General features: G+C 56.1%; 17 protein-coding genes. 9 read left to right on the top strand and 8 right to left on the bottom strand.

Annotated elements, in window-relative coordinates:
- Positions 1 to 3 precede the first annotated feature (3 nt).
- Complete coding sequence (locus tag ACOTYH_RS09870) at positions 4 to 1374, top strand: amidase (RefSeq protein WP_015571627.1); 1371 nt, start codon at positions 4 to 6, stop codon at positions 1372 to 1374.
- Here ACOTYH_RS09870 and ACOTYH_RS09865 read toward each other — a convergent pair.
- From ACOTYH_RS09865 to fliE, 8 genes are read right to left on the bottom strand one after another with little or no spacing between them, the layout of a single operon-like run.
- Positions 1371 to 1790, bottom strand: a complete 420-nt coding sequence (locus ACOTYH_RS09865) for a flagellar protein FlhE (RefSeq protein WP_223230136.1) — start codon at positions 1788 to 1790, stop codon at positions 1371 to 1373. The two genes, ACOTYH_RS09870 and ACOTYH_RS09865, sit on opposite strands and share 4 nt — an antisense overlap.
- Positions 1787 to 3880 (bottom strand): flagellar biosynthesis protein FlhA, encoded by a 2094-nt coding sequence (gene flhA / locus ACOTYH_RS09860; RefSeq protein WP_015571626.1) that lies wholly within the window; start codon positions 3878 to 3880, stop codon positions 1787 to 1789. The genes ACOTYH_RS09865 and flhA overlap by 4 nt, the downstream gene beginning before the upstream one ends.
- Positions 3880 to 5025: a flagellar biosynthesis protein FlhB gene (flhB, locus tag ACOTYH_RS09855; protein WP_015571625.1), complete on the bottom strand. Its 1146-nt coding sequence runs from the start codon at positions 5023 to 5025 to the stop codon at positions 3880 to 3882. The genes flhA and flhB overlap by 1 nt, the downstream gene beginning before the upstream one ends.
- An 18-nt stretch (positions 5026 to 5043) precedes the next feature.
- Positions 5044 to 5685 (bottom strand): protein phosphatase CheZ, encoded by a 642-nt coding sequence (gene cheZ / locus ACOTYH_RS09850; protein WP_015571624.1) that lies wholly within the window; start codon positions 5683 to 5685, stop codon positions 5044 to 5046.
- Between the two features lie 5 nt (positions 5686 to 5690).
- Entirely contained in the window at positions 5691 to 6077 is a 387-nt protein-coding gene (cheY, locus tag ACOTYH_RS09845; protein WP_015571623.1) for a chemotaxis response regulator CheY, read from the bottom strand.
- Positions 6067 to 7128, bottom strand: a complete 1062-nt coding sequence (locus ACOTYH_RS09840; protein WP_023295295.1) for a protein-glutamate methylesterase/protein-glutamine glutaminase — start codon at positions 7126 to 7128, stop codon at positions 6067 to 6069. Before ACOTYH_RS09840 ends, cheY begins: the two co-directional genes overlap by 11 nt.
- Complete coding sequence (locus ACOTYH_RS09835) at positions 7125 to 7979, bottom strand: CheR family methyltransferase (protein ID WP_015571622.1); 855 nt, start codon at positions 7977 to 7979, stop codon at positions 7125 to 7127. Before ACOTYH_RS09835 ends, ACOTYH_RS09840 begins: the two co-directional genes overlap by 4 nt.
- 15 nt (positions 7980 to 7994) lie before the next feature.
- Complete coding sequence (gene fliE, locus ACOTYH_RS09830; RefSeq protein WP_020480519.1) at positions 7995 to 8318, bottom strand: flagellar hook-basal body complex protein FliE; 324 nt, start codon at positions 8316 to 8318, stop codon at positions 7995 to 7997.
- A 264-nt stretch (positions 8319 to 8582) separates the two neighbouring features.
- On the opposite strand from fliE, the gene fliF reads away from it, so the two are divergent.
- The 8 genes from fliF (at position 8583) to fliM (ending at position 16440) form a co-directional block, all read left to right on the top strand.
- Positions 8583 to 10253 carry a flagellar basal-body MS-ring/collar protein FliF gene (gene fliF, locus ACOTYH_RS09825; RefSeq protein ID WP_032669355.1) on the top strand — a complete coding sequence of 557 codons (1671 nt, stop codon included), beginning with the start codon at positions 8583 to 8585 and terminating at the stop codon, positions 10251 to 10253.
- Entirely contained in the window at positions 10250 to 11236 is a 987-nt protein-coding gene (gene fliG / locus ACOTYH_RS09820) for a flagellar motor switch protein FliG (RefSeq protein WP_015571619.1), read from the top strand. The genes fliF and fliG overlap by 4 nt, the downstream gene beginning before the upstream one ends.
- Complete coding sequence (locus ACOTYH_RS09815; RefSeq protein WP_017692817.1) at positions 11223 to 11927, top strand: flagellar assembly protein FliH; 705 nt, start codon at positions 11223 to 11225, stop codon at positions 11925 to 11927. The genes fliG and ACOTYH_RS09815 overlap by 14 nt, the downstream gene beginning before the upstream one ends.
- Positions 11924 to 13297 (top strand): flagellar protein export ATPase FliI, encoded by a 1374-nt coding sequence (gene fliI / locus ACOTYH_RS09810; protein WP_017692818.1) that lies wholly within the window; start codon positions 11924 to 11926, stop codon positions 13295 to 13297. Before ACOTYH_RS09815 ends, fliI begins: the two co-directional genes overlap by 4 nt.
- A gap of 21 nt (positions 13298 to 13318) precedes the next feature.
- On the top strand, positions 13319 to 13750 hold the full coding sequence (gene fliJ / locus ACOTYH_RS09805) for a flagellar export protein FliJ (protein WP_015571617.1): 432 nt from the start codon (positions 13319 to 13321) through the stop codon (positions 13748 to 13750).
- Complete coding sequence (locus tag ACOTYH_RS09800; protein WP_045341456.1) at positions 13747 to 14808, top strand: flagellar hook-length control protein FliK; 1062 nt, start codon at positions 13747 to 13749, stop codon at positions 14806 to 14808. Before fliJ ends, ACOTYH_RS09800 begins: the two co-directional genes overlap by 4 nt.
- Before the next feature lie 127 nt (positions 14809 to 14935).
- Complete coding sequence (gene fliL / locus ACOTYH_RS09795; protein ID WP_421637720.1) at positions 14936 to 15442, top strand: flagellar basal body-associated protein FliL; 507 nt, start codon at positions 14936 to 14938, stop codon at positions 15440 to 15442.
- A 5-nt stretch (positions 15443 to 15447) separates the two neighbouring features.
- On the top strand, positions 15448 to 16440 hold the full coding sequence (gene fliM, locus ACOTYH_RS09790; protein WP_015571613.1) for a flagellar motor switch protein FliM: 993 nt from the start codon (positions 15448 to 15450) through the stop codon (positions 16438 to 16440).
- The last annotated feature ends 4 nt before the right edge of the window (positions 16441 to 16444 follow it).

Here is a 16444-nt window from a genome sequence, read left to right as displayed (position 1 = left end):
ACTATGAAGCGCCTGATACCGCCAGACGACTGTCCGGAGGAAATTGCCCGCCGTCTCGACGTCATACAGCAGCACCGGGCGCTCAACGCGATCCTCGGGGTTAACCCTGACGCCATGTCTCAGGCGGAACAGCATCAGCAGCAGCGTCGGCGTGGAGAGCCGATCGGCCCCCTGCACGGCGTGCCGCTGATCGTCAAAGATAATATTGCCTGCGCGCCGATGCCGATCACCCTTGGCTGCCGTGCGCTGGCCTCACTTAACGCGACAGCGGATGCTCGGGTCGTGCAGCGATTGCGCAGAGCGGGGGCGATTATTCTTGCCAGGGCCAATATGTCCGAGTTCGCGTTCGATGTGCGCTCGCGTAGCTCGCTGGGGGGTGATGTGGCGAATCCACTTTGCCCGACACTCACCGCCGGAGGTTCCAGCGGAGGATGCGCCGCGGCGGTGGCGGCTGGAATGGCGGATGGCGCATTGGGTACCGATACCGGCGGCTCTATCCGCATTCCCTGTAGCTATACCGGGCTGGTGGGGCTACGGCCTGCCTTTCGCCGTTCACAGCTGGACGGCGTGGCGCCGCTCTCGCCCAGCAAAGATACCGTTGGGCCAATGGTACATAGCGTTGAGGATGCCGCCTTGCTGCATGCGGTGATCCATGGCCTGCCGCCGGTTGCGCTTCCTGTGCGTTCGCTGAAAGGCGTTCGCTTTGGCGTGGTGACCGCGTTACAGGGAGAGGATGAGGTACAGCTGGAGGTCTGGCAGTCGGCGCTGCACACGTTGCGCCGTGCCGGAGCGACGCTGGTGGAGGTTTCACTCCCCTTCCTTGAAGAGGTGAGGCAGGCCACCTGCCTCAGTCTGTATGAATTTCGCGTGGCGATTGACGACTGGCTTAGCAAACAGCCTGGCGCTCCCTCCGGACTGACAAGCATTGTGGACTCCGGCGCTTTCCTGCCAGAGTTTGCGCCGTTTCTACGTCAGATGCTGGCGAGTAACACGCTGAAAACCCCGCTCTGGCTGGCGGGGCGTCGCTTTCAGCGCCTGTTGCGGCAGAACCTTTGCCAGGTGGCGGAGGTGCAGCGCATCGACGGATTTGTGTATCCCACCGTACAACGATTACCAGAAAGTATGGCGAAGATGCCGCCAGGCTGCGCGCCGGAACTGGCCGCCATCAGCGGCCTGCCTGCCATTACGTTGCCCTGTGGCGTAAGCCGTATCGGGCTGCCGGTAGGGATGGAGATGTTATCGGCGCAGGAGGATGAGACGATGCTGATGACGCTGGCGCTGGCATGTGAGGGGGCGCTGGGCGGGATAAATGAGGTGCTGAGGTTTAAGGCAGGATATCGCCAGAGCGGTACCGTTTGTCAGAACCTCTCTTAAGGCGCCGATGGCCCCTTGCCGCGATACCTTATTGTGATTTCATTTTTCAGTATTGTCAGCGGCGGCGTCATTTCGCCGCGCGCTACCGACTGATACTCAAAGCGAAAGGGGCCCGCGGCCGGGAAACCCGCTGGCAACGGGATTTCGCCCGCCAGTTCCCTGAGCATCAGACAGCGCAGGTTGTTACAGACGCGAATGCGAAAGCCCGGCGGCGTGGGGCCGTCCGGTGTAATCTTCCACAGCAGATGCGTCGGCGTAACCCCTTTCGGAAGGGGCGTGGCGGGCTGAACTGGACGACTTTTCAGTACCTGCTTGCCGCGCGACAGCGTGCCGCCAAAACTATGGCTGCTCCATGAACCGTCCGCAGCAAACGCCGGTGGCGCAAGCAGCAGAACAAGCAAGGCGGCTCTTATCACGATTTACCTCCAATGAGATACGTCATTCTCACGTTGCGCTGAGTGTTTATCTCCTGGCTGGAGAGCACTGCAAGCTGAGGGAAGATGCGACGAAGATAGCGGGACAGCATCAAACGCAGCGCCGGGTTCACCAGCAGAACCGGCGGCGCACCCAGCGCTTCCTGATGCTGCAACGCCTGCTCGGTCTGTTTCATTAAATTCTCGGCAATTCCCGGCTCGATAGCGCTTCCGCTCTGGGTTGCCTGTACCAGCAACTGCTCAAGTGACATATCAAGGCCGATTATTTGGATATCGTCGTCGCCAGGGAACCACTGCTGCGTAATCGCCCGGGAGAGGCGAGCGCGCACGCGGGCCGTCAGCTCGTCAGCGTCAGACTGAGGAGTGGCATACTCAGCCAGCGTGTCGATGATGGTCCGCATATCGCGGATCGGCACGCGCTCGGAGAGCAGATTTTGCAGTACTTTGTGCAGCGTGGTCAGGCTGATTACCCCGGGGATCAAATCCTCTATCAGCTTCGGCGACTGTTTGGTGAGCTGGTCAAGCAGCTGCTGCGCCTCCTGGCGACCGAAAAGTTCGTCCGTGTGGGTGCTGATAAGGTGGTTCAGGTGCGTAGCGACGACGGAACATGGATCGACTACGGTATAGCCCAGCGTCTGCGCCAGCTCGCGATGGACTTCATCGATCCATAGAGCGGGAAGTCCAAAGGTTGGTTCTTTACAGGGCGTACCGGGCACTTCTCCCTCTGCACAGCCTGGATCGATCGCCATCCAGCGATCGGGCTGGACCTCGCCTTTACCAATCGTCACCCCTTTTAGCAGAATACGATAGTGAGTCGGCGGCAGGTCGAGATTATCGCGAATATGAACTGCTGGCGGCAGAAAGCCCATCTGCTGCGCGAACTTCTTACGAATACCCCGTACGCGGGTTAACAGCTGGCCCTGCTGTTCATGATCGACCATAGGGATCAGTCGATAGCCAACCTCCAGCCCCAGTACATCTTCCATCTGTACGTCAGACCATGTCGCTTCATTAACCTGCGCCACGTCAGCTTCAGCTCGGGTAGGGGCGGAGGGGGCGGCGCCCGTTTTTTTCGCCTTACCTTCCTGGCCCCGCAGCCACCATGCAATGCCTAAAAGTGAGGAGGTAAAGAGTAAAAAGACCAGATTGGGCATGCCTGGGATTAGCCCCAGCAAACCAATTACGGCCGCAGAGAGGGCAAGCACGCGAGGTGAGGTAAACAGCTGGCCGACCATCTGCTCGCCTACGTCCTGCTCGTTGACCACACGCGTTACAACGACACCTGCCGCGGTGGAGATCACAAGACCAGGGATCTGCGCAACCAGGCCGTCACCGATGGTCAACAGCGTGTAGGCCTCTCCCGCTGCGCTGAGGGTCATATCATGCTGCATTACGCCGATAATCAGGCCACCGATAATGTTTATTGCCATGATCAGCAGGCCTGCGATGGCATCGCCACGCACAAATTTGCTCGCACCGTCCATGGAGCCGTAAAAATCTGCCTCCTGAGTCACCTCTTTTCGACGGCGTTTGGCCTCCTCCTCGCCGATCAGACCGGCGTTCAGGTCGGCATCGATTGCCATTTGTTTACCGGGCATACCGTCAAGGGTAAAGCGAGCGCCCACTTCTGCAATACGCCCGGCCCCCTTGGTGATGACCATAAAGTTTATAATTATCAATATGATAAAAACGACGATGCCGATGGCAAAGTTGCCGCCTACCAGGAAGTGGCCGAACGCTTCGATGACCTGGCCCGCGGCGTCAGCGCCGTTATGGCCGTGCATCAGGATAACGCGCGTTGAGGCGACGTTTAGCGCCAGGCGAAGCAGCGTTGAGAAGAGCAGTACCGTCGGGAAGGCGGAAAACTCCAGCGTATTCTGGGTAAACATGGCGACCAGAAGGATCATGATCGCCAGTACAATATTAAAGGTAAACAGCAAGTCCAACACGAAGGTTGGCAGCGGCAGGATCATCATCGCAAGGATCGTCATGATCAGGACTGGACCGGCCAGTACCTGCCACTGGGTCTCCTTGATGCCGGGCAAACGTAATTTGGTGGCGATATTAGCCATTACTCTTTACTCTCTTGTGCAAAATCGAGCGCCGGGGGAACCGGCAAATCTTTAGGTTCTGTTGGGCGCAAGCCAAAGCCTTTACGCCACCGGCGCAGGCTATATACCCAGGCCAGGACTTCGGCAACAGCGTTATATAATTCACCGGGCACCGGCTGACCCGGCTCGCAGTGCCGGTAAAGCGCACGCGCCAGCGGTGGCGCTTCCAGCATCGGAACCCGATTTTCTTCAGCCATCTCGCGGATGCGCAGGGCAATAAGTCCACTGCCGCTTGCGACGACGATCGGTGCGCCCATGGTGCCTTCCTGGTACTTCAGCGCCACGGAATAGTGGGTCGGGTTGTTGACGACCACATCGGCGGTGGGCACCTCGGCCATCATGCGGCTTTGTGCCATCTGGCGCTGAATCTGCCTGACGCGACCCTTAATGTGCGGGTCACCTTCCTGGTTTTTAAATTCATCCTTTATCTCCTGGCGGCTCATTCTCAGCTTCTTAAAGTTGCTCCAGAGCTGATAAATCACGTCGAAGGCCACCATGGGGATCAGTGACAAAATCACGTACAGCATGCAGCCAATCAGCAGGTTGCTGATGTCGTTTAGCGCGCCGCCCAACGGTTCATACATTAGATTGATGAACCTGCTTTTATTGAGCAGTAAAAACAGTCCTCCCCCCGTGGCGGCCAACAGCACCTTGAGGATGCTTTTGATCATCTCTGATACCATTTGGGCAGAGAAAAGACGCTTGATACCGGTGACGGGATTAAGTTTTTTAAGATTAACCTTTAGCGCCTTACTGCTTGCGTTCAGGCCGCCGATAATCGACGGTGCCGTTATTGCGGTCACGTACAGCCCGCCGGCGAAGGGCAGAATGGCGAGAAAAGCCATGCTCAACAGCGAGGCTGCACGATGTAACATATTCTGCGGGTCGCGGATCAGCAGTCGATCAAAGGTCAACCCGTTGTGCAGAATAGATTCAAGCTGCGTCGCCAGATGGCTACCTGCGCCGACGATAAGCCCCCAGCCCACCAGAAGCATGGCAAGGGTGGTCAGCTCGCGCGAACGCGGAACCTGACCTTCCTCCCGCGCTTTCTGTTTTCGGTGGGGTGTGGGGTCTTCTGTTTTGTCGCTCTCGCTCTCTTCAGACATAGTGTTGGCCTGGGGTCATCAAAAGCCCAGCGACTCCAGCAGGTCATCCACCTGTTCCTGAGAGGCGACAATCCCGGCGACGCTGGTATCAATCTGCGGGCCGTTCTTGAGATGGGCGTCACCGCTCTGTTCGATACCCGCGTCACGTTCGCGCATGTTTTCAACCAGCACGCTGATCAGCTCGGTTTCGACGGTCTGAATCACCTGCATCAGGCTTTGTAGCACCTGGCCGGTGAGATCCTGGAAGTCTTGCGCCATCATTATTTCGGTGAGCTGTTGGTTGGTTTGCTGAGCGGTGGCCGGCACGTCCAGCAGAAAGGTACGTGTCTCTTTCACCAGTTCTCGCGCCTCGTCAAGCGGCTGTGGCTCTTCAAACCAGGCGTCCCACCGTTCAGTAAGCTTACCGGCATTTTCACCTAATCTTTCCTGGAGCGGTCGTGCCACCTCGACGGCCGTCAGCGCGCGATCGGCGGCCTGAGACGTTTTGCCAACAACGTAGTTGAGACGGTCACGCGTGTTGGGGAACGCGTCCGCGACTTCTTTAATGGCCTGCTCCAGGCCAAGATTTGCCATACTGTCGCGCAGCAGCCGGGTTAATTGACCGATACGCAAAAAGAGATCCTTTGGCGGTTCCGCGATCTCGCCAGGCTGAGTGGTCATAGTATTCACCCGAGTTTTTCAAAAATTTTGCCAAGCTTTTCTTCCAGCGTGGCGGCAGTAAACGGTTTAACGATGTAACCGTTGGCACCCGCCTGCGCGGCGGCGATAATGTTTTCGCGCTTTGCTTCCGCAGTAACCATCAGTACCGGCAGCTTTGACATCGCCGGGTCGAGGCGAATGGTTTTCAGCAGCTCAAGGCCATCAAGGTTGGGCATATTCCAGTCGCTCACAACGAAATCAAACTCACCGGCGCGCAGCTTGTTCAGCGCGTCCTGGCCATCTTCCGCCTCTTCAATATTTGAATAGCCCAGATCCTGAAGCAGGTTACGTACGATACGTCTCATGGTGGCAAAATCGTCCACCACCAAAAAACGCAGGTTTTTATCCGACATGTGTGTTCTCTCCTGAACGTCGTGGTTTATGGCTGAAACTTTCCAGCAGACGCTGGCTAATTTTATTGAGATCGACGATTTCTCGGGCAGCGCCAAGGGCAATCGCTTCGCGAGGCATACCGAACACCACGCAGCTCGCTTCGCTCTGAGCGAGGGTAAACGCGCCCGACTCCCGCAACGCCAGCAACCCACGTGCGCCGTCGGCTCCCATTCCGGTAAGGATGGCGGCGCTGGCATGTGCGCCCACCAGCTGTGCAACGGAGTTAAAGAGAACGTCTACAGACGGGCGATGACGGTTGACGGGGGGCGCGTCGGTCAGCCTGACGGCGTACCCTTTTCCGTGACGGACGATCTCCATATGCTTGTCGCCGGGGGCGATCAATGCCGTACCCGGAAGTACCGGTTCGCCATCATCCGCTTCATGCACCTTTATCTGGCAAAGTGAATCAAGACGCTGGGCGAAGGAGCGGGTAAATCCAGCAGGCATATGCTGGGCGATGACGATGCCGGGGACGCTGGCTGGCAGCGGCGTTAATACCTGGCGCAGCGCCTCCGTCCCGCCGGTCGAGGAGCCAATCGCCACAATGCTTTGCGGATCCACGGTAATGCCCCGCAGTATCGGCGAGGCCACTTCAGCCTGACGTCCCAGTTTTGCCTTCGCGGCAATGCGGATCTTCTCTGCGACCTGCACACCCCACAGTTCCAGATTTCCGGCGATACGCTGATCGGGTTTGGCCAAAAAATCGACGGCGCCGTGTTCCAGCGCGGCCATTGTCGCCTTCGAGCCTCGGGTGGTCATCGAGGAGATCATCACCACCGGCATTGGACGAAGGCGCATCAAACGGGAGAGAAACTCCAGCCCATCCATTTTCGGCATGTCGATATCCAGCGTCAGCACGTCGGGGTTCAACTGCTTAATCATCTCGCGTGCGATCAGCGGGTCTGGCGCGGTGCCGACCATCTCCATATCTGGCTGTTGATTGATCACTGCGCTCAGGATGTTGCGCATGAGCGCAGAATCATCAACTGTCAGCACCCGTATCCGTTTCACCGTAAGGCCTCCGTAAGTTCATACACCGACTGGCCGCGAAGCCTGAGTGGAATGTGCGGATGATTAAAATGTTCAGAGTGACCAACAAACAGCAGGCCGTCTGGCTTCAGCATGCGGGCAAAGCGCTCAAGCAGACGCTTCTGCGTCGGCGCATCGAAATAGATCATCACGTTGCGGCAAAAGATGGCGTCAAACGGTCCGGGCAGCGGCCAGCTGTTGTCCAGCAAGTTGAGCCGCTGATAGTGAATAGCGGCCAGCAGTTCTGGCTTTACCTTCACCCGATCGCTGTTCTCACCCGAGCCGCGCAAAAAATAGTGGCGTTTTTGCACCAGGGTCAGCGAGTGTAGGTCGGACATGCGGTATACCCCTGCCTCCGCTTTGGCCAGCACCTCGGTATCGATGTCAGAGGCCCAGACGCGTGGCCCTCCCGTCGCGCTCCCCAGAGTCTCGTCCAGCGTCATGGCGATGGAGCAAGGTTCTTCCCCGGTGGAAGCGGCGGTACACCAGACGCGGTAGCCGTTGGGCCGCTGACGGGCGTGTTCTGCGAGCACCGGGAAGTGGTAGGTTTCGCGAAAGAAAGAGGTCAGATTGGTTGTCAGCGCGTTGACAAAGTTCTGCCATTCCGGATGCTCGCTGTGGGATTCCAGAATGCTGATGTACTCAAGAAATGTGTCAATCCCCAGCGCCCGTAGCCGCCGTGATAAACGATTAAAAATCATCTCTCGTTTTTGTGCGTTGACTACAATCCCGGCGCGGCGATAGATCAGTTGCCCAATACGCTGTAATTCAGAATCGGATAACGTAAGCTTATTTGGCGATAAGCGCACGGGAATGTCTTTAAATTCACTCATAGACAGGGCGAGGCCTTATACCGGGGTATTCATGATTTCCTGGTAGGCACTGAGCATTTTATTGCGCGCTTGCACACCGAAGCTAAAAGAAATTGAGGACTTCTGCATTGCCAGCATTACGTCATTTAATCCAATATCGCTACTGCCAGACATCCACTGCTGCGTCATTTCTTTCGCGTTAACCTGAGTTTCATTAATTTCATTGATACTATTGAATAAAATGTCAGAGAACGACGGCGTGTTTTTCAGCGCGGCAGGCTGGTTTCGGCTCATGCCGGCTATTTGCTGTGACTGAGTGTTAATTTGATCGAGTACGCCACGCATTAAAGTTGCTGACATTGTTGACTTCCTGAATTAATAAGGGAAAAGCACACATTTATTACATATCTTTTAAACGTTGATAGTTTAACACGTAGGCAAAATGGCCATAAAATCCAATAAGCGAACATTACTTTAAGCTTATTTATCCTTAAAAAATCGGCCTTTCAGACGATAATGCCCGCCTGAAAATTTCTCTTAATTTGAAATCGTCGTTATCAGCCCTGCGATATCACAGGCGCTGACGCGCATTATTGTGCGTGCTATTTCTTACAGGATCACGGCATGAGTGCCACATTAAATGATTTAACGAATAATCCGGCTGACCGAATTAAATCGGCTCTGTCATGGCTTCGCGCCAGCCCGAAGCTATCGCTGGTCATTTGCGCCGCGGCTGCCGTATCGGTATTAATTGCGCTTATGTTCTGGGCAAAAGAGCCAGGCTATCGCGTGTTGTTTAGCAATATCAGTGATGAAGACGGTGGGGCCATTGTTGCCCAGCTGTCGCAGATGAATGTCCCTTACCGCATCGACGCGCCGGGTGGCGCTATTCTGGTTCCTGAAGGACAGGTCCATGAAGTGCGTATGAAGCTGGCCCAACAGGGGTTGCCAAAAGGCGGCTCCGTAGGGTTTGAACTGCTGGATAAGGAAAAGTTTGGTATTAGCCAGTTTAGCGAACAGGTTAATTATCAGCGGGCGCTTGAGGGAGAGCTGGCGCGTACTATTGAAAACCTGGGGCCGATCAGATCGGCGCGCGTTCATCTTGCCACACCCAAGCAGACGATGTTTGTGCGTGAGCAAAAACAGCCAACGGCTTCCGTTACCGTCAACCTGATTCAGGGGCGTACCCTGGATGAAGGACAGGTCATTGCCATTACCCATCTGATTTCCAGCGCCGTGACGGGGCTGACGGCAGAAAATGTCACTATCGTCGATCAGCGGGGTGAGCTGCTCACCCAAAGTGGTTTGCGCGGCCTGCAAACGTCACAGCTGAAGTACACCAGTGAGATCGAAAGTGATTACCAGCAGCGCATCCAGCGAATCCTGGCGCCGCTGGTGGGCAGCAAAAATATTCGCGCCCAGGTCACGGCGCAGATTGATTTTACCCAGCAGGAGCAGACGCAGGAGCAGTATCAGCCCAACGCCGATCCGCAAAAAATGGTGATTCGAAGCCGCCAGACGAGCCAGTCCGAGCAGGGTAATGGACGCGGCAATGGCGGCGTACCGGGCGCGCTGACGAATCAGCCGCCAGCGCCTGCCACTGCGCCACTTACGCAGCCGCTTAACAAGCCTGCCGCTCAAACCAGTACCGCTGGTACCGGAAATGACCGTTCACAGCCCTACAACAATCACAACGATGAGACCACCAATTTTGAGGTCGATCGCACGCTAACCCACATTAAAAATGCCATGGGGCGCATCGATCGTCTTTCAGTCGCGGTGGTGATAAACCATCTGCCGCAAGGCGCTGAGGGCAAGCCGGGTCCGCTGAGTGAGGCTGAACTGAACCGTATTAATGCTCTGGTTAAGGAGGCTGTCGGCTATACGGCCTCACGCGGCGATAGCGTCAATATTTTGAACTCGCCGTTTAACGGGGTTGAGGAAGAGGAACTCCCGCCATTCTGGAAACAGGATAAGTTTTATCAGTTGATGATGGCGATTGCGCGTTATCTGGTTATTGCGATTATCGCCTGGGTTATGTGGCGTAAGCTTGTTCATCCGGCCTGGATCCGCCATCAGGAAACCAGCCTGCGCCGCATGGAAATGGAAAAAGAGGCGCGTCAGGAAGAGCTGGCCGCCCGCAAGAAAGCGTCCGAAAAGGATGCGCGTGACCGCGCTCAGCAGCGTGTGGATACGGAACTTAACAGTCAGCAGCTGCGCGAACTGGCGGAACAAGAGCCGCGGGTTATTGCGCTGGTTATTCGTCAGTGGATGAATCAGGAGCTCAAATCATGAATGCCGCAGAGAAAAGCGCCATCGTTATGTTGACGCTGGGCGACGTCCTGGCCGCCGAAGTCTTTAAGCACCTAAACGCGCATGAGGTGAAGACCATCAGCAGTTCTATGGTCAACATGGCGGGGTTTACCCACGATCAAATGGCCTCCGTGCTGCGCGACTTTAAAAATGACTCAAGCGAGTATGCCGCGCTGAGCCTTAACACGAACGAGTATCTGCGCAGCGTGCTGGTCAAGGCGCTGGGTGAAGAGCGTGCGTCAACGCTGCTTGAGGATTTGCTGGATACCCACCAGGGTGGAAACGGGATCGAAACGCTCAACTTTATGGATCCGCTGGCGGTATTCGATCTGATTCGTGAAGAACACCCGCAAATTATCGCCACGATCCTGGTCCACTTAAAGCGTAACCAGGCGGCGGACGTCCTGAGCAAATTCGACGATCGTGAACGTAACGACATTATGCTGCGTATCGCCACCTTCGGCGGGGTTCAGCCCGCCGCGTTGCAGGAACTGACGGAGGTACTCAACGGCCTGCTCCACGGTCAGAATCTTAAGCGCAGCAAAATGGGTGGGGTGCGCCCGGCTGCGGAGATTTTAAACCTGATGAAATCCCAGCAGGAAGAGGCCGCCATTGAGGCGGTTCGCGATTTCGACAGTGAGCTGGCACAGAAAATTATCGACGAAATGTTCTTGTTCGAAAACCTGGTAGATGTCGAGGATCGCAGCATTCAGCGTCTGTTGCAGGAGGTGGAAAGTGAAACCCTTATCATCGCCCTCAAAGGAGCAGACGAAGCGCTGCGGGCCAAGTTCTTCCGTAACATGTCGCGCCGTCAGTCGGATCTGATGACCGAAGATCTGGCATCGCGCGGCCCGGTTCGTTTGTCACAGGTGGAAGCCGAGCAGAAGACTATTCTGAACATCGTTCGTCGCCTTGCGGAGACTGGGGAAATCATCATTGGAGGCAGCGACGATGCCTACGTTTGATGCCAATAGCGCCGCTCAGTGGCGCAGCTGGCAGCCTGAGGATCTGTTAAACGAAACGGTTGAAGTACCGTTGCAGACGCAGGATACCGGCCATTCTGACGCGCAGTTTAAGGCCGAGCTGGCACGCCTGCGTAAGCAGGCTGAGCAGCAGGGTATTGCTCAGGGATTGGCGCAAGGCAAAGAGGAAGGCCGTCGCGAAGGCTATGAGGCCGGGCTGAAGGAGGGGCGTGAGGCGGGTCTGGCGCAGGGGCTGGAACAGGCTCGTGACGAACGGCAGGCTTTACTGCTCCAGGCTGGAGAATGGGTGACGCAGTGCAAGCTTGCGCTTTCGAATCTCGATAGCCTTATTCCCGGACGTCTGGTTCAGCTGGCGCTGACGGCGGTACAGCAGCTGTACGGCACCCTGAGCGTGGCGGATAACCATGCTCTGCTTGCGCAGATCCGCCAGTTAATGAAGCAGGATACCCTGCTCAACGGCCCGACAGAACTGCATGTGAACCCGCAGGATCTGCCCATGGTCTCCCAGGCGATCGGTGAGACGCTCTCCTCAATGGGGTGGTCCTTACAAAGCGATCCCCAATTGGCCGCAGGGGGATGTCGTGTGGTCACGCCGGACGTGGAGTATGACGCCACCATGGAAACGCGCTGGCAGTCTCTCTGTCAGCTCGCCCGAGAGGAATTGTCCCAATGAGCCAGCAGTTAAAAAACTGGCTCTCGGTCATGGATCGGGTGGAAGAGAAGCTCGGAGAGCTCCCGCGCTTTCGTCAGTACGGCAAGCTGACGCGTGCTACCGGGCTGGTGATGGAGGCCGTTGGCCTGAAGCTGCCGATAGGCGCGTTGTGCATTGTTGAACGTCAGACCGGGCAGGCTATTTTACCGGTCGAGTGTGAGGTGGTCGGGTTTAACGGTCAGACGCTCTATCTTATGCCGCTTGAACATGTTGACGGTATTCTTCCCGGCGCGCGCGTGTACGCGCCAGAGGCCGATAAGGGAGCGGGTAAACAGCTGCCGGTGGGGTTACACCTGCTGGGGCGCGTGCTTGACGCTCAGGGCCGCCCCCTGGATGGTCGTCCACCGGCGGGAAAACCCGTAGCCGGCCTGTTTACCCCCTCGTTTAACCCGCTTCACCGCGATCCCATCAAGTCCGTGCTCGATGTGGGCGTGAGGGCAATAAATGGCCTGCTGACGGTTGGCAGGGGACAGCGTATGGGCCTTTTTGCCGGCTCGGGCGTCGGTAAGTCGGTGCTGCTCGGCATGATGGCCCGTTTCACCACCGCCGACGTCATCGTCGTCGGGCTGATTGGCGAGCGCGGACGTGAAGTAAAAGATTTTATCGAGAACATTCTTGGCGAAGAGGGGCTCTCACGCGCGGTCGTGATCGCCGCACCTGCTGACGTTTCGCCGATCCTGCGTATGCAGGGTGCGGTTTACGCCACCCGAATTGCTGAGGATTACCGCGATCGTGGGATGAATGTCCTGCTGATAATGGACTCTCTTACGCGCTATGCCATGGCGCAGCGTGAAGTGGCGCTGGCTATCGGTGAACCGCCGGCAACGAAAGGTTATCCACCGTCCGTCTTCGCGCGTCTGCCCGCACTGGTAGAGCGTGCGGGTAACGGTATGCGCGGCGGCGGATCGATAACCGCCTTTTATACGGTTCTGACCGAAGGGGACGATCAGCAGGATCCGATCGCCGATTCGGCGCGGGCGATCCTCGATGGCCATATCGTGCTTTCTCGTCGCCTGGCTGAGGCGGGCCATTATCCTGCTATTGATATTGAAGCCTCTATTAGCCGCGCGATGACGGAGCTAATTCCGCATGTCCAGTACCGCAAGGTTCAGCGTTTTAAGCAGCTGTTGTCGACCTATCAGCGTAACCGGGATCTGGTCAGCGTAGGCGCTTACGTGAAGGGCAGCGATCCGCTGCTCGACAGAGCGATAGACCAGTATCCTGCGCTGGAAGCCTTCCTGCATCAGGCAATACACGAGCGGAGCGGTTACGACGAGGCTATTGCCGCACTGAGCCAACTTTTCCCAGACATCGTTGAACAGGCGGGATAAAACGTGAAAGTGAATAATCCAATGGTCATGCTGCGTGACATGGCTCAGGAAAAGCTTACGGAGACCACTCGCGCCCTCGGCAGCGTCCAGCAGACGCTTATGGCAGCCGTGGCCCAGCATGAACAGCTTCAGCACTATGAGCGCGAGTACCAGCAATCTTTGCGTCAGGGCCTGCTGGGCAGCGGTATGTCGATGGCGGATCTGGTTAATCAACAGTCTTTCATTTTGTCACTTAACCAGGTGGTGAAGCAGCACGAATCACATGTTTCCACCTGCGAACAAGCCGTGGATCGGGTCAAAGAGAAGTGGCTACAGAAAAAGCAGCGCCTTAATGCGTTTGAGACGCTCATCGATCGCCGCGAAGCGGCACTGGCTATGGCACAGAGCCGCCAGGAGCAAAAAATGATGGACGAATTCGCCCAGCGTGCCGGACAGAAAAGAGAAAGGCTATGAATATTGATATTACGGCTCTGCTGTCCGGCGGAGCGCCGACGAGAGCAGGCAAAGGAAAACTCATCGGCGAGGATTTTGCTCTCACGCTCGACGACAGGTTGGCGCAGATGGGACTGTTGTTACCTGGGCTGGACGTTCCGGCGCAGCTGTTGAGTCATGAAGGATACCCTCTTCCGCAGCCGGTTTTGCCGCCGGTAGCTGAGCCGGGGGAGAGTGACGACACGCTGGCGGAGGTCAGAATCAGCACCTCTCCCGGTGATGAAAGCCCGCAGTGGCAGCTTCAGCAGATAGTCACCCGCCAGGCGAGGGGCGCTACAGAGGCTTCGACCCTTGCTGATGCGACTCTGCCACGTGAAGAGGTAGCTGGCGAAAAGGCGCCTTTAACGATCCCTGTTGACGATATTAAGCTGAAGCCCGCCCGACGCGAAGATACCCCTCTCCAGATGCAGGCACAGGCGTTAGGGGGGAAAGCCCCGGACGCCAGCGCCGTTATGCCAGGCTTAACGGCTCATCAGGGAGACGCATCGCAGCACGCTACGTGCGATCCCACGGTTCAGAGCGTCGTGATGGAGCCATCAACGGCGCGACTGGTCAGTCAGCCTGTCTCACAGCAGGTGGTCAACGTCCGTTATCCGCTGGAGTCGCCCGAATGGAAACAGTCGGTGAGCCAACATATTGCCCTGTTCAGCCGCGACAATTTGCACAATGCGGAGATCCGCCTGCATCCTCAGGAGCTGGGCTCATTGCATATCTCTTTGCGCGTGCAGCAGGACCAGGCGCAGATCCATATCGTCAGCGAACATGCCCAGGTGCGGCAGATGATGGAGACTGCTCTACCGCACCTGCGGGCGGCTTTAGCGGAAACCGGGCTTCAGTTGGGCCAGGCGAGCGTGAGCCCCGATCGACCACATACTGGCGGTGGCGAGCAGGGACGTCATCCTTCCGGAGAGCAGCATACCGCTCAAGGTGCAGATAACGTGTTCGTGGACGAAGACGCTGTGGCGGAATTATTAACATCGACGCAAGGAAATATATACGGCATTAACACTTTTGCCTGAATTGCTGAATTGCCGACAGGAATGAAATTTTATCTCCTGATTATTCTGCTGATTAAATGGACTACAATGTCCGCCGTATTTATCGAGGGGCAGGTTGCTGCCTCTCTTATTTTATTGGGTTTACGTAATGGGTAACAAAAATAAAAATGCTGCGGCTCGCGGAGGGGCGCGCTCGCTTCTGTTAATACTAATGTTTCTGATTGCCCTCGCAGCCTGCTGTTTTTCAGGCTATCTGTTCTGGTCGATGAAATATGCACACGTGCAGACGGACAACAATTCGAGAAGTGAGCACGAAGCCCCGGCGGTACAGCAAGTTGAACCGTTATACGTGTCGATGAATACCTTTACCGTTAGCCTGACCCCGACGCAGCACGAGTCGGATCGCGTGCTCTACATTGGTCTGTCCGTACGACTTGGCGATACGTCGTCCGTACAGGTGCTTGAGAAATTCCTGCCGGAATATCGCAGCCGATTGTTTATGCTGCTTTCTCAGCAAACGTATGAAACGCTCTCAACGGATGAAGGTAAACGCCAGCTGATTAGCAACATCAATAATGAGCTTAAAAAACCGCTGGCGTTCAACAAAAAGATTAACGTCACTGACGTTTTGATTAATGAATTTATTCTGCGGTAAACACAATGGCTGATAGTTTTTTATCACAGGATGAGATCGATCGCCTGCTCAATGCTGATACGGAGAGTCCCGATGACCTCCATGGAAGCATGGGAGATGCGGGGATAAAACCTTACGATCCAAATACTCAGCGACGCGTGATTCGCGAGCGGCTTCATTCTCTGGAAATTATTAACGAACGCTTTGCCCGTCAGTTCAGGATGGGGCTATTTAACCTGCTGCGCCGCAGTTCAGATATTACGGCGGGAAATATCAAGATCCAGCCGTATCATGAGTTTGCCCGCAATTTACCGGTGCCAACTAACCTGAACCTGCTGCACCTTAATCCCCTGCGTGGGACCGCGCTGATGGCATTCTCCTCCGGTCTGGTATTTATGGCCGTGGATAACCTGTTCGGCGGAGACGGGCGTTTCCCGACGAAGGCAGACGGGCGGGAATTTACCCCGACCGAGCAGCGGGTGATCCACCGTATGCTGACAATGGCACGCGAGGCGTATGAGTTTGCCTGGGGCTCTATTTATAAAATTAAGACGGAATACATCCGTTCAGAGATACAGGTGAAATTTACCAATATTACCTCTTCACCAAACGATGTTGTTGTCACCACGCCTTTCTCCGTGGAAATCGGCTCGCATCGCGGGGAGTTCAATATTTGTATTCCCTTCAGCACGATAGAGCCTCTGCGTGAACTGTTAAGCAATCCGCCAATGGATAATTCGCGCCATGAGGATTCTGAGTGGCGCAGCATGCTGGCAAGCCAGATGCGTGAAACCGAGCTGGAGCTGGTGGCGCAATTTGCCGACATCAACACGCGGTTGTCAAACGTCATGAAGATGAAAAAAGGCGACATTATCCCACTGGATAAGCAGGAGTTTATAGAAGCGAACGTCGGCAGCGTGCCGGTATTTACCGCGAAATATGGCTCTGTAAATAATCAATATGCTCTGAAGGTCGATCGGATGAATCAGCCAGCATTAAAATCTTTCAATAAGGAGTGATTTC

It is taken from the genome of Enterobacter cloacae complex sp. SHL001, from assembly GCF_049236825.1.
In the GTDB taxonomy this organism is placed as follows: Bacteria; Pseudomonadota; Gammaproteobacteria; order Enterobacterales; family Enterobacteriaceae; genus Enterobacter; species Enterobacter hormaechei_C.
This window is presented reverse-complemented; position numbering and strand designations above follow the sequence as displayed.